This is a genomic window from Pseudomonas vancouverensis (assembly GCF_004348895.1).
Lineage (GTDB): Bacteria > Pseudomonadota > Gammaproteobacteria > Pseudomonadales > Pseudomonadaceae > Aquipseudomonas > Aquipseudomonas vancouverensis.
Window position 1 is genome coordinate 134649 of the sequence record NZ_RRZK01000038.1, and the last position, 12480, is coordinate 147128.

Annotated in this window: 12 protein-coding genes and 1 riboswitch; of the genes, 5 read left to right on the plus strand and 7 right to left on the minus strand. The window is 60.4% G+C overall.

Annotated elements, in window-relative coordinates; translation table 11 throughout:
* Positions 1-42 precede the first annotated feature (42 nt).
* A riboswitch (cobalamin riboswitch) is annotated at positions 43-277 on the minus strand.
* A 154-nt stretch (positions 278-431) separates the two neighbouring features.
* Together EIY72_RS29560 and EIY72_RS29565 are read left to right on the plus strand one after the other, a co-directional pair.
* Positions 432-1016 carry a hypothetical protein gene (locus EIY72_RS29560; protein ID WP_093224664.1) on the plus strand — a complete coding sequence of 195 codons (585 nt, stop codon included), beginning with the start codon at positions 432-434 and terminating at the stop codon, positions 1014-1016.
* Positions 1017-1081: 65 nt separating this feature from the next.
* Positions 1082-2395, plus strand: a complete 1314-nt coding sequence (locus EIY72_RS29565; RefSeq protein ID WP_093224667.1) for a PQQ-dependent sugar dehydrogenase — start codon at positions 1082-1084, stop codon at positions 2393-2395.
* A 140-nt stretch (positions 2396-2535) separates the two neighbouring features.
* Here the strand turns inward: EIY72_RS29565 and EIY72_RS29570 are convergent, their stop codons facing one another.
* The 6 genes from EIY72_RS29570 to EIY72_RS29595 form a co-directional block, all read right to left on the minus strand.
* The gene (locus EIY72_RS29570; RefSeq protein WP_093224670.1) at positions 2536-3198 is read right to left on the minus strand and encodes an O-methyltransferase; all 663 of its coding nucleotides are present in this window, start codon (positions 3196-3198) and stop codon (positions 2536-2538) included.
* 18 nt (positions 3199-3216) lie between these two features.
* Entirely contained in the window at positions 3217-3753 is a 537-nt protein-coding gene (locus EIY72_RS29575) for a C40 family peptidase (RefSeq protein WP_093224676.1), read from the minus strand.
* A gap of 166 nt (positions 3754-3919) precedes the next feature.
* Positions 3920-4552 carry a C40 family peptidase gene (locus tag EIY72_RS29580; RefSeq protein ID WP_093224679.1) on the minus strand — a complete coding sequence of 211 codons (633 nt, stop codon included), beginning with the start codon at positions 4550-4552 and terminating at the stop codon, positions 3920-3922.
* Between the two features lie 223 nt (positions 4553-4775).
* The gene (gene hda / locus EIY72_RS29585; protein ID WP_007984552.1) at positions 4776-5480 is read right to left on the minus strand and encodes a DnaA regulatory inactivator Hda; all 705 of its coding nucleotides are present in this window, start codon (positions 5478-5480) and stop codon (positions 4776-4778) included.
* A 230-nt stretch (positions 5481-5710) separates the two neighbouring features.
* Positions 5711-6784 carry an AI-2E family transporter gene (locus EIY72_RS29590; RefSeq protein WP_132680195.1) on the minus strand — a complete coding sequence of 358 codons (1074 nt, stop codon included), beginning with the start codon at positions 6782-6784 and terminating at the stop codon, positions 5711-5713.
* A gap of 34 nt (positions 6785-6818) precedes the next feature.
* Positions 6819-7877, minus strand: coding sequence for a DUF2066 domain-containing protein (locus tag EIY72_RS29595; RefSeq protein WP_093224682.1), 1059 nt, complete (start codon positions 7875-7877; stop codon positions 6819-6821).
* A 385-nt stretch (positions 7878-8262) separates the two neighbouring features.
* Here EIY72_RS29595 and purM point away from each other — a divergent pair, with 385 nt between their 5' ends.
* Genes purM through EIY72_RS29610 form a run of 3 tightly spaced genes read left to right on the plus strand, consistent with a single transcriptional unit; the run spans position 8263 to position 10693 of the window.
* Complete coding sequence (gene purM, locus EIY72_RS29600; protein WP_093224685.1) at positions 8263-9321, plus strand: phosphoribosylformylglycinamidine cyclo-ligase; 1059 nt, start codon at positions 8263-8265, stop codon at positions 9319-9321.
* Positions 9321-9971, plus strand: coding sequence for a phosphoribosylglycinamide formyltransferase (gene purN, locus EIY72_RS29605; RefSeq protein WP_093224688.1), 651 nt, complete (start codon positions 9321-9323; stop codon positions 9969-9971). Before purM ends, purN begins: the two co-directional genes overlap by 1 nt.
* 8 nt (positions 9972-9979) lie before the next feature.
* Positions 9980-10693, plus strand: coding sequence for a DUF3108 domain-containing protein (locus EIY72_RS29610; RefSeq protein ID WP_093224691.1), 714 nt, complete (start codon positions 9980-9982; stop codon positions 10691-10693).
* Between the two features lie 53 nt (positions 10694-10746).
* Here the strand turns inward: EIY72_RS29610 and EIY72_RS29615 are convergent, their stop codons facing one another.
* Positions 10747-12372: a methyl-accepting chemotaxis protein gene (locus tag EIY72_RS29615; protein WP_093224694.1), complete on the minus strand. Its 1626-nt coding sequence runs from the start codon at positions 12370-12372 to the stop codon at positions 10747-10749.
* Between the last annotated feature and the right edge of the window lie 108 nt (positions 12373-12480).

Consider the following 12480-nt stretch of genomic DNA (forward strand, 5'->3'; position numbering starts at 1 on the left):
CAAAAGAATAGAAAACACATAGCCTGGCATCGCCCACCGTGACGCCGCTGGATGAATCAGGCCGGTCTCCGGGCTCATGAGCGGTTTGCACCAGACTGCGCGCCTTCCCGCATCGAAGTTCGACACAGTGGCTCAAAGCGCAGTTTTCACTCATTTACCGTTGCGGGGGCAGCGCCGGGATCGAGGGGCTTCAAATCATCGAAGACACGCACACACCGGCTTCCCTGTTTCACTCTGTCGGCACAGGCCACAGAGCACCTGAAACAAGCCGCGAAGGTTAGAGGGTTGGGGGTGGAGCGTCAATTAAAGCCGAGGCGCCGTCGCCAGAATAACTGTCGCCGATCAGTATTTTGACGCCAATCTTGTGCCACACTCCAAGCAATGATATCAAAGAGCCACAACCCCATAACAGAATAATCAGGGTGAGCCCCATGCAAGGCATGATCATCAGCAATCCGAAGCTGGAATTTCTGCGACCGGTACTGGAGCGCTGGTTCGACTGTATCGATCGTTACAACGCCGTGCGCGGCGACGGCGACACGCCGTATTGGCACGATGAAAAGGCCAACATCGGGCTGCTGTCTGCGGCCGCCTGGATGGCCGAAATGGTCACGCTGCAACAATCACCCACGCGCAAACAGGTCGAAGATGGCGAGCGCAACGGCCGGGCCGACCTGCTTCTCGCCTCGCCGGAAACTCGCGCCTACTTTCAGGCGAGTCAACGCTGGCCGCGGGTCAACAGCCTGAACCTGACCCAGGCACTGGCCGACATCACCAGCGACGCCAAACGATTGAGCCATGCCAGCGACCTGAAAATCGGCTGCCTGTTTGTCGCCCCGCAGAAACTCCAGCAAGGCGCCACGCCGGAAGAACTGCAGGACATGGTCGACGACCTGCAAAAGGAACACACCTGCGCCGTGGCCTGGTACTTCCCTTACGCCTACCGCAAATTGCGCAATGAGGCAGGCCAGTATCACCCCGGTATTGCCGTGCTGTTCAAGGAAGCTCGCGGCTAAGGGTTGAACCAACGAACATCGGCGCTTCTCTATGTTAGAAACAGGCATACATAGGGAAGACCAGCATGCGCACGACCTCGCTCGCTCTCGTTATAGCGCTCGCCGGAGGACTCGCCGCTTGTGGTGAGACCTCCAGCCTGCAAGTCTCCGACGGCACCGGTCCGTCGCCGAAATTACCGCCCCCGATCAAGACACTGGTCCCCACGGTGAATATCGCGCCCGCCATCGGCTGGCCTGCGGGCGCAAAACCCGTGGCAGCCAGCGGCACCCAGGTGGCCGCATTCGCCGAAGACCTCGACCATCCACGCTGGCTCTACGTGCTGCCCAACGGTGATGTATTGGTCGCGGAAACCAACGCCCCACCCAAACCCGAAGACGGCAAAGGCATTCGCGGCTGGGTGATGGGCAAGGTCATGGGCCGCGCCGGCGCCACCGTGCCGAGCGCCAATCGCATCACCCTGCTGCGCGACAAGGATCACGACGGCGTCGCCGAAACGCGCACGGTGTTTCTGCAGAATCTCAACTCCCCTTTCGGCATGACACTGGTCGGTAATGACTTGTACGTGGCCGACACCGACCGCCTGCTGCGTTTTCACTATGAGCCCGGCGACACTACGATCAAGTCGCAGCCGACTAAAGTGATCGACTTACCGGGCGGCCCGCTCAACCACCACTGGACCAAAAACGTCATCGCCAGCAAGGACGGCAGCAAGCTGTACGTCACCGTAGGCTCGAACAGCAACGTTGGCGAAAACGGCCTGGACAAGGAAGAGGGACGCGCCGCGATCTGGGAAGTCGATCGCGCAACCGGCCAGCACCGGATCTTCGCCTCCGGCCTGCGCAACCCCAACGGCATGGCCTGGGAACCCCACAGCGGTGCCTTGTGGACAGCGGTCAACGAACGGGATGAGATCGGTAGCGACCTGGTGCCGGACTACATCACCTCGGTCAAGGACGGCGCCTTCTATGGCTGGCCCTTCAGCTACTACGGCCAGCACATCGATGTTCGCGTCGAACCGCAAAACCCGGACCTGATCGCCAAGGCCATCGCCCCGGATTACGCCGTCGGCCCACACACGGCCTCCCTGGGCCTGACCTTCGCCGAGAACAGCTCACTGCCGGCGCCTTTCAACCAAGGCGCATTCATCGGCCAGCACGGCTCGTGGAATCGCAAGCCACACAGTGGCTACAAGGTAATTTTCGTGCCGTTCAGTGCCGGAAAACCCAGCGGTCCGCCGATTGACGTGCTGACCGGGTTCCTCAATGAAGAGGAAAAAGCCATGGGCCGGCCGGTGGGCGTGGTGATCGATAAACAGGGGGATTTGTTGGTGGCCGATGATGTCGGGAACAAGGTCTGGCGGGTGTCGGCGGCTAGATAACGCACGCTCAAAGAACACTGACACCCTGTGGGAGCGAGCTTGCTCGCGATGGCGGCTTATCAATCGGCAAATTTTTTGGCAGACCTGATGCCATCGTCGGAACGCCGCCCGGAGCAAGCTCGCTCCCAAAAAGCTTTAGCTCAGCGCTTGCGGCAGAGCGTCAGCCCATCACCCAACGGCAACAGCGAAAGATCCACCCGCTCATCGTCCTTCAACGCCCGATTGAGCGCCTGGATCGCGCAGGTGTCGGCGCTTTCAGGATTTGATTCAAGCACTCGTCCACTCCACAAGGTGTTATCGAACACCGCCAACCCACCGATCCGCAGCAAGCGCAGGGCGTATTCCAGATACTGCGGATAATTGGCCTTGTCGGCATCGATGAATACCAGGTCGAATGAGCCATCCTGCCCTTGCTTCTCGAGCTCGGCCAGGGTCTGCAACGCTGGTGCCAGGCGCAGGTCAATTCGCTCGGTGAGCCCGGCTTCGCCCCAGTAGCGACGAGCAGTCGCGTTGTAATCACCCGGTATGTCGCAGCAGATCAGCGAGCCGCCATCGGGCAGGGCCGCAGCCATGCACAAGGCGCTATAACCCGTGAACGTGCCGACCTCCAACACACGTCGGGCACCGGTCAGCTTGACCAGCAACGCCAGGAACTGCCCCTGCTCCGGGGCCACTTGCCAACGCGCCATGGGCAGCGCCTGGGTTTCGTCGCGCAGGCGCTTGAGCAGCGGCGTTTCGCGCAGGGAGACGTCGAGCAGGTATTGATACAGGTGATCGTCGAGATTGAGTGTGCGGGCGGTCATCAGGACAACCTCCGGGGATTACGGATTGCGTGCCAGATGCTCAGGCTGCAGGACTCGCTTGGCACTCAGGTAAGCCCGCTGCCAATAAGCTTTGTCCAGGCTGTCGAGCTTCACTGTGCCGCCGGTGGCCGGCGCATGAACAAAGCGCCCCTCGCCGACATAGATACCGGCATGACTGACCTGGGAACCGCCATTGGTGGCGAAGAAGATCAGGTCACCGGTTTGCAGTCCTTCCTTGCCGACATTGGCTGCCTGCATGGAAATCATCTCGCGTGTCGTGCGCGGCAAGGAAATACCCGCGACATCCCGGTACACGTAGGCGATCAACCCGCTGCAATCAAAGCCGGAATCCGGTGTGTTGCCGCCCCAGCGATAAGGCGTGCCAACCAGCCCGAGCGCGCGGAACAGGACGTCTTCCGCTTCCGGCGAAAAGGCTTGGGAGGAGCCGAATACGATGGGCGCACGAACCACCGGTGCAGGCGGCGGAGTACGACTGGCACAGGCGCTGAGCAGGGCTGCGAGGAAGAGTATTGCGAGACGGGCCGAGGTCATCATTGGCAGAGCTTCCTGATCTGGCTGCGGCTTTTTTCTGCTGGGAGCGCAGAAAAGAAAACCGCCTGCGTTGCGCGCAGGCGGTTTGCCATCATTAATAGATCAAGATTCTAGCGGCTACACGGCAAACTTCAAGTAAGACTTTAAGTTCGCCTTACAAAATGTCCGCTTATTTACGTGCAGTAACGATTGGCGAGGCGTTTGGAGCCATTGCCAAGGCGCGTTTGGCCTCGATGAAGGTCTTGCTCCAGTAGCTGTCGCCCAGGTTATCGATCCGCACGCCACCGCTCTTGCGGCTGCTGGAATGGATGAACTGGTTGTCACCCAGGTAGATCCCGGCGTGGCTGACACGACCGCGACGACCGTTTGTAGCGAAGAACAGCAGATCGCCCGGCTCGAGCTTGCTGCGCGAGACCAGAGGAGCGTCGATGTTGATCATTTCGCGGCTGGAGCGTGGCAGGTTCATGCCCGCTTCTTCGCGGAACAAGTAACCAATGAAACCACTGCAATCGAAGCCGGCTTCAGAGGTACCGCCGAAACGGTAACGGGTACCGATCAGGGACATGCCGCGCTCGAGGATGCTGTCGGCCAGGACCGGCAGCTGGTACGACTTGCCATCGGCGAAGTCAGCGAGTTCTTTTTCGGTCGCCAGTTCTTCCTGATAAAGAGCGGAAGACTGGGCGGTGGCTGCGTTTTGAACCTGTTGTTGCGGCGCTTGCTGGGACACTGGAGAGTGAGCAGCGCAACCGAACAGCAGGGTGACGAGTGCGAGAGGCACGAGGGGTGCGAAGCGATTTAGCATGGGCACGACCGTGGCTGAAAGTTGTAAAGAAGCCGAGACTATGCCCGCTATCGACCTCATTTGCAAATTCAATCGAACTTTTTGTGACTTATGCGTTTCTTGTTTACATCTAAGCGCTTAAGCCCATTTTAATCGTGCGCGCGGCCTGCACCCTGTCAGGAAAGCGGGTTTTCTGGCGCCTGTAATATGCCGAAAACCTTTGTAAGCCCCGTATTTCGCGGGTTTACCAGCCCAGGGTTTCTTTCAGGAAAGGGATCGTCAGCTTGCGCTGAGCCTGCAGCGAGGCCTGATCGAGACGCTCCAGCAGCTCGAAAAGTGCACTCATGCTGCGCGTACCGCGGGTCAAAATAAAATGTCCGACTTCATCGGTCAGATGCAGGCCCCGACGCGACGCGCGCAATTGCAAGGCACGCAATTTGTCCTCATCGGACAGCGGGCGCATCTGGAAGATCAGGGCCAGGGTCAGGCGGGATTTGAGGTCGGCGAGCTTCACCGGCAACTCGCGAGGGGATGTCGAGGCGGCGATCAACAAACGCCGGCCGCTGTCTCGCAGACGGTTGAACAGATGGAACAGCGCCTCTTCCCAATCGGCGCGCCCGGCAACCACTTGCAGGTCATCCAGACAGACCAGCTCGTACTGTTCGAGGTTGTCGAGAATCTCGATACCGCGATCCAGCAGCTCGGCCAACGGCAAATACACCGCAGGTTCACCCAATTGCTCGAAACGCAAGCAAGCGGCCTGCAGCAAGTGCGTACGCCCTACCCCATCCTTGCCCCAGAGGTAAATCAGGCTCTCGGTCCACCCGGCGTCGGCTTCGCACAGCCGCTCGACATAGCCGAGTGCAGCGGCATTGGCGCCTGGGTAGTAGTTGATGAAGGTGGCGTCGTCACGCAGACGCACACCTAGGGGCAGCTGAATCGGTTTCATGCTGACTGAACAGTTCCAAAGGAACCGTTAGTGGCCTCTGTGTAAAGTTTGCGAAGTTTATACCCGTGAAGCGGGTCGCACAATGCGACAGACCACAAGCAAAATCAAAGGTTTGCGTTCACGTAGCAAATTTGTGACAGATTCTTTGGCGGTCCATGTGACGGTCCCATGACAACAACAGGCCAGCCCGATAACGTTTCAGGCGGCCTGTCATGGCGCAATGCCAAAGCTCAAAGTTGCGGCTCGTCACCCCCCGCGTACATATCCGAATCCTTGTACAAGTCGTGCACATGGCGAACCAGCACCATGATCACCGCCGCTACCGGCAGCGCCAACAGTACGCCAGTGAAGCCAAACAGCTCGCCCCCGGCAAGGATGGCAAAGATCACGGCCACCGGGTGCAAGCCGATTCGGTCCCCGACCAGCAATGGCGTCAGCACCATCCCTTCAAGCGCCTGCCCCACCATGAACACCGCCACGATGCCGAGCATCGGATACAGCTCACCGCCGAACTGGAACAAGCCGGCAATCAATGCCGCGCCTATGCCGATGATAAACCCCATGTACGGCACAATGGCCGCCAGCCCGGCGATCATGCCGATCAGCAAGCCCAGTTCCAGCCCTACGAGCATCAAGCCCGCCGCGTAAATCACCCCCAACGCCACCATCACCAGCAACTGACCGCGAACGAACGCCCCGAGCACTTCGTGACATTCACCCGCGAGCGACACGACACGCTCCTCGCGATCACGGGGCAGCAGGCTGCGGATCTTGGCCATCATCAGGTCCCAATCGCGCAGCAGATAAAAACTCACCACCGGTATCAACACCAAGTTGGCCAACCAGCCAATCAAGGCCAGGCCCGAGGCCGTCGCATGGCTCAACACCACGCCGACCACGTCGGTGGTCTGCCCCATGTGCTCACTGATCGCCGACTTGAGCTTGTCGAACTTCCAGAAACCGTCCGCCAGACCGAACTTCGACTGCGCCCAGGGCAACGCCGTGTGCTGCAGCCAGTCGAGCATTTGCGGCGCCAGCTCATACAGGCGAAACAGTTGCCTGGCGAGCAAGGGCACCAGCACCAGCAGCAAGGTGGTGAAGATCAGGGTGAACAGCGCGAACACCGTCACTACGCCCCAGGTGCGCGACAAGCCGGCTTTCTCCAGGCGATCCACCAGCGGATCGAACAGATAGGCCAGCAGCAGCGCCACCAGGAACGGCGTGAGGATTGGATGCAACAGCCAGACAAATGCGCAAAGCAGGAGCACCCCACCCAGCCAATACCATCGCCGTGAATCGGCCATGCACTACTCCTGCTTCTATATAAGGAAAGAAAACCTACCAGTGAAAGCGCAATTGCGGCGTTACCGCCGGCGCAGCCACAGGCGCCGGTGCGGTGCCGCCAGGCACGGGCTGAACCGGCGTCACTGGAGCCGGGGCCTGGCCCGCCGGCGATTCCTGCAACCTGGCCAGCGACAGCTGGGCACGCAACTGCTCCGCGCTGCCATTGACCCGATACAGGATGCGGTCACCATCGACACTCTGTACGCGCCCGCCAAATGGCTCCAGCAGCCGCCCGAGCGTCGCATAGTGCTCAAGGTTCATGCCCTGTACTTCCAGCAACTGCTCACTCGAGGCCCCCGGCTTGGCGACGAATCGCGGCGCCAAACGCTGGTTGACCGCCAGCATCACCGCGTCGGCCACGGCCGCCTGATCGGCACCCTGCACACTGCCGGCTTCTTTTTGATCGCCGAGCCACAGGCGCCACTGGGCCTGCCATTGTCCGCCTTCTTCCTTGGCGTGCACCGCCAGCAAGGCATCGGCGTTATAACGTTCGGAGACACTGTGCAAGGGCGCAGGGTCCGTGCCCTCAAGGTTCTGGGCGGTGGCGACGATCTGCTCATTCAAATCCGCCAGCGGCAGGCGCAATGGCAAGCCGCGATGCTGGGCGGCACGCCGCAATGGCGCGGCCGTGGCCTGACCATCACCCACCAGGCTCGAGCCCTCGGTGGCGTCATTCAACCACCAGACCAGGATCGATGGCCGATTGGCGCCCCACAAGGCCAGACCGGCACGACGCAAGGCCTGATCGGTGGTGGCCGGGTCGAAATCGACTTTCAGCACTTCCGGTGGTCCGGCATCGAAGCCGTATTGGCTGATAATTTGCTGCGGGTCCTTGCGCACCGCGGCCAATCCCGGATTCTGCACGGCCTTGGGATCGCCGGTCAGGCGCAACACCAGCGTGTCGAGCGCTCGCTGAGTCGCCTGATCACGCTCCTCGGACGACTGACCATTGACCGGTTCGCGTACCTGATAAAGGCCTTTGACGGTTTCGGCCTGACTCACCAGGCTGACCAGCGACAAACACCCCACAAACAAGAACTGACAAAAACGCATGGAAGATTCCTGACGACAAAAGCGGCTGGAACAGACCGCATGAAAAATACTCGAGCAAGGCTGTGACCATCGCCCGACGCAAAACATTCACGCGCCCCGGGTAAGTTTTCGCATAGCCCTAACAATAGACGCTTAATCGCGAAAGCTTATAGAGCCGTGCAGAATGCCATCAACGATTGAACGTGGCGGTTTTTTTTAGCGGATATGCCCCTGCTGTCGGCCTGAGGATGGCCGCTGCCGCTCAAGCCTGATAAAATCGCGCGCCTTCGCAGACCGGCTATGGCCGGGCACCCTGAAATTCGCGAATGGCGCTTGCCATCGCCTGTTTCGGCGGTCCCGCTGGACTCGGTCGTTACCCAGAAATCCCCCCCTAAAGGCCTGGATCATGAGCAAGCAACCCTCCCTGAGCTACAAGGACGCCGGTGTAGACATCGACGCCGGCGAAGCATTGGTCGAACGCATCAAGAGCGTCGCCAAGCGCACTGCGCGCCCGGAAGTCATGGGCGGCCTGGGCGGTTTCGGCGCCCTCTGCGAAATCCCGGCCGGCTACAAGCAGCCTGTGCTGGTTTCCGGCACCGACGGTGTCGGTACCAAGCTGCGCCTGGCCCTGAACCTGAACAAGCACGACAGCATCGGCCAGGACCTGGTCGCCATGTGCGTCAACGACCTGGTGGTGTGCGGCGCCGAGCCGCTGTTCTTCCTCGACTACTACGCCACCGGCAAGCTGAACGTCGACGTTGCCGCCACCGTGGTCACCGGTATCGGTGCAGGCTGCGAACTGGCTGGCTGCTCCCTGGTTGGTGGCGAAACCGCTGAAATGCCTGGCATGTACGAAGGCGAAGACTACGACCTGGCCGGCTTCTGCGTCGGCGTCGTGGAAAAAGCCGAAATCATCGACGGCTCCAAAGTCGCTGCTGGCGATGCCCTGCTCGCCCTGCCATCGTCCGGCCCGCACTCCAATGGCTACTCGCTGATCCGCAAGATCATCGAAGTGTCCGGCGCCGACATCGAGACCGTTCAGCTCGACGGCAAACCGCTGACCGAACTGCTGATGGCCCCGACCCGCATCTACGTGAAGCCGCTGCTCAAGCTGATCAAGGAAACCGGCGCGGTCAAGGCCATGGCCCACATCACCGGTGGCGGCCTGCTGGACAACATCCCGCGCGTTCTGCCAAAAGGCGCGCAAGCGGTGGTTGACGTGGCAAGCTGGAACCGCCCGGCGGTGTTCGACTGGCTGCAAGAGCAAGGCAACGTCGACGAGAACGAAATGCACCGCGTGCTGAACTGCGGCGTGGGCATGGTCATCTGCGTAGCACAAGAGCACGTTGAAGCGGCCCTGAACGTTCTGCGCGAAGCCGGCGAGCAGCCATGGGTCATCGGCCAGATCTCCACCGCTGCCGAAGGCGCGGCTCAGGTTGAACTGAAGAACCTCAAGGCTCACTGATGCCTAAGACCTGTGATGTCGTGGTGCTGCTGTCCGGCACCGGCAGTAACTTGCAGGCCCTGATCGACAGCACGCGGACCGGCGACAGCCCGGTCCGCATCGCTGCGGTGATTTCCAATCGCGCCGACGCCTACGGCCTGCAACGCGCCAGGGACGCGGGTATCGACACCCGCGCCCTGGATCACAAGGCTTTCGAAGGTCGCGAGGCCTTCGATGCCGCCCTGATCGAACTGATCGACGCCTTCAATCCCGAACTCGTGGTCCTGGCCGGTTTCATGCGCATTCTCAGCGCTGATTTCGTGCGCCATTACCAGGGTCGCCTGCTCAACATCCATCCCTCGCTGCTGCCCAAATACAAAGGGTTACACACTCATCAGCGCGCGCTGGAGGCCGGCGACACCGAGCACGGCTGCTCCGTGCACTTCGTCACCGAGGAACTCGATGGCGGACCACTGGTCGTACAGGCAGTAATACCGGTAGAGTTACAGGATTCGCCGCAGAGTCTGGCGCAGCGGGTCCACGTTCAGGAACACCTGATCTACCCGATGGCCGTACGCTGGTTTGCCGAAGGCCGTTTAGCCCTCGGCGAACAAGGTGCTTTACTGGATGGACAGTTACTCGCGGCCAGCGGCCACTTGATTCGAACCTAGGAGATTTTATGCGTCGCGCCTTGCTCTTCGCTTGTGCTCTGCTCGCCTTGCCCTTCGCCCAGGCGGCAGATCTTCAACCCTTCTCCGCCAGCTACACCGCCGACTGGAAGCAGTTGCCCATGAGTGGCACCGCCGAACGCAGTCTTGAAAAAACCAGCGACGGCAAATGGAAACTTAGCTTCAAGGCATCGATGATGATTGCCAGCCTGTCCGAGGAAAGCACCCTGACCCTGGACAAGGACACCCTGCTGCCACAGTCCTATCACTTCGAACGCGGCGGCCTGGGCAAAGCCAAGAAAGCCGACCTGGATTTCGACTGGACCAGCAAAATGATCACCGGCACCGATCGCGGTGACGCGGTCAAGATCCCGCTCAACCGCGGCATGGTCGACAAGTCCACTTACCAACTGGCCCTGCAGCACGACGTGGCCGCCGGCAAAAAGACCATGAGCTATCAAGTGGTCGATGGCGGCGAAGTCGATACCTATGACTTCCGCGTACTGGGTTCGGAAAAGGTCGCCACCAAGGCCGGCCAGATCGACGCGATCAAGGTTGAACGCGTGCGCGACCCGACACAAAGCAAGCGCATCACCGTGATGTGGTTCGCCAAGGATTGGGATTACCTGCTGGTCCGCCTGCAACAGGTCGAAACCGACGGCAAGGAGTACAACATCATGCTCCTCGACGGTACGGTCAACGGCAAACAGGTCAAAGGCAGCTGAATCGCCGCACAACAAAAAGCCCCGCCAGTGCGGGGCTTTTTTTCGTCTGCGCTTCAGACCGAGAAGCGCGCCACCAGGGTGTTCAGATCAACCGCCAGCCGTGACAACTCCTGACTGGCCGCGCTGGTCTGATTGGCTCCGGCCGAACTTTGCAGCGACAGGTTGCGGATGTTCATCAGGTTGCGATCAACTTCCCGCGCCACCGCCGCCTGTTCCTCCGATGCGCTGGCGATCACGATGTTGCGCTCGTTGATCAGGGTAAACGCCGAAGCGATGTCTTCCAGGGCAACGCCTGCCGCTTTTGCCGCTTCCAGGGTCGAACGAGCCTGGGTATTGCTTTGTTGCATCGAGCTGACAGCCTGGTCCGTGCCCTGCTGAATTCCGGTAATCATCTGTTCGATTTCCCGGGTCGATTGCTGGGTCCGATGCGCCAGGGCGCGTACCTCATCGGCAACCACAGCAAAGCCGCGCCCCGCCTCCCCCGCCCGCGCCGCTTCGATGGCCGCGTTCAACGCCAGCAGATTGGTCTGCTCGGCAATCCCCCGAATCACGTCTAGCACCTTGGTGATGCCGTAGACCTTCTGCGCGAGATCTTCGACCTGGGAGACATTGGCCGTGACATCTTCGGCCAGCGACTCGATGGACTGCACGGTGTGCTGCACTTGTTGACGACCATGCTGGGCGATGCGGTCAGACTCTCGGGAAGCCTCGGAAGTGGCTACCGCATTGCTCGCCACCTCCTCCACCGCAGCGGTCATCTGATTGACCGCAGTGGCCGCCTGTTCAATCTCCAGACTCTGTTGATGCAGGCCGCGGGTGGCGTCCTCCGTGACACAACTGAGCTCCTCCGAAGCCGAAGCCAACTGGTTCGACGAGTCGGAAATGCGCTGAATGGTTTCCCGCAGACTCTGCTGCATGCTCTTGAGTGCGTGCAGCAGCCGCGCGGGTTCATCCTTGCCGCTTACACTGATAGCAGCGGTCAGATCACCGCCGGCGACCACCTCCGCCACCTTCACCGACTGCGACAGCGGCAGGACAATGCTGCGGGTCAGCAACAGCGCCATGCCGATGGTGATCAGCGCTGTCACCCCGATCATCACACCGACCCAGATCCGCGATTGTGCGAACACCTGGCGCCCGGCCTCGGATGCCTGATTGGCATTGCGCTGGTTCAAGTCGACCAACGCCTTGAGGGTGGCGGTGATCTCATCGGCCAAGGGGTTCATCTCACCATTGAGAATGACAGCCGCATCTTCCACCCGTCCCTGGGTTGCTTGCGTCATCACCTGGCTCTGGTACTGCAAATACTTTTGCTCGGCCGCCTTGAAGCGATCGAACAGCTCACGCTCTTCAGGCAGCACTATCAACTGGTTGTAACGCTGTTGCGCGTCATTGAGCACGCCTTTGAGGTCGTTGATCTTGGCGACGTTCGGGGCCTGAGCCTGTGGGTCGCGATTGATCAACAGGCGCATGGTCAAGGCCCGCAAGCGCAGCATGTCCTGGCTCATGTCACCGACCGCCATGACACTTGGCAGCCAGTTGTCGTCGACCTGATCGGACTGCGCACGCATGTTCGACATCTGCATCAGGGCGAATATGCCCAAACCGAAAACCATCAACGCCAGCAGGCCAAAACCCAGACTCGCGCGCGGCGCAATATTGAGACTTCTAATACTCATCTATCCTGGTTCCTTCCAAAACGCTGCGTTATGCAGGCGGTCCTTTAGACGATATCGGGCGGTTGAAAATTTGCGTAAGACGAAAAAGTGATATCAAAACGCCCTCAC

What these genes read in the sequence shown, in the direction of transcription:
- EIY72_RS29575 (WP_093224676.1), bottom strand. Translation starts at nt 3,753, where the DNA reads ATGATGACCTCGGCCCGTCTCGCAATACTCTTCCTCGCAGCCCTGCTC.
- EIY72_RS29565 (WP_093224667.1), top strand. Translation starts at nt 1,082, where the DNA reads ATGCGCACGACCTCGCTCGCTCTCGTTATAGCGCTCGCCGGAGGACTC.
- EIY72_RS29560 (WP_093224664.1), top strand. Translation starts at nt 432, where the DNA reads ATGCAAGGCATGATCATCAGCAATCCGAAGCTGGAATTTCTGCGACCG.
- EIY72_RS29580 (WP_093224679.1), bottom strand. Translation starts at nt 4,552, where the DNA reads ATGCTAAATCGCTTCGCACCCCTCGTGCCTCTCGCACTCGTCACCCTG.
- purM (WP_093224685.1), top strand. Translation starts at nt 8,263, where the DNA reads ATGAGCAAGCAACCCTCCCTGAGCTACAAGGACGCCGGTGTAGACATC.
- EIY72_RS29595 (WP_093224682.1), bottom strand. Translation starts at nt 7,877, where the DNA reads ATGCGTTTTTGTCAGTTCTTGTTTGTGGGGTGTTTGTCGCTGGTCAGC.
- EIY72_RS29615 (WP_093224694.1), bottom strand. Translation starts at nt 12,372, where the DNA reads ATGAGTATTAGAAGTCTCAATATTGCGCCGCGCGCGAGTCTGGGTTTT.
- EIY72_RS29610 (WP_093224691.1), top strand. Translation starts at nt 9,980, where the DNA reads ATGCGTCGCGCCTTGCTCTTCGCTTGTGCTCTGCTCGCCTTGCCCTTC.
- purN (WP_093224688.1), top strand. Translation starts at nt 9,321, where the DNA reads ATGCCTAAGACCTGTGATGTCGTGGTGCTGCTGTCCGGCACCGGCAGT.
- EIY72_RS29590 (WP_132680195.1), bottom strand. Translation starts at nt 6,784, where the DNA reads ATGGCCGATTCACGGCGATGGTATTGGCTGGGTGGGGTGCTCCTGCTT.
- hda (WP_007984552.1), bottom strand. Translation starts at nt 5,480, where the DNA reads ATGAAACCGATTCAGCTGCCCCTAGGTGTGCGTCTGCGTGACGACGCC.
- EIY72_RS29570 (WP_093224670.1), bottom strand. Translation starts at nt 3,198, where the DNA reads ATGACCGCCCGCACACTCAATCTCGACGATCACCTGTATCAATACCTG.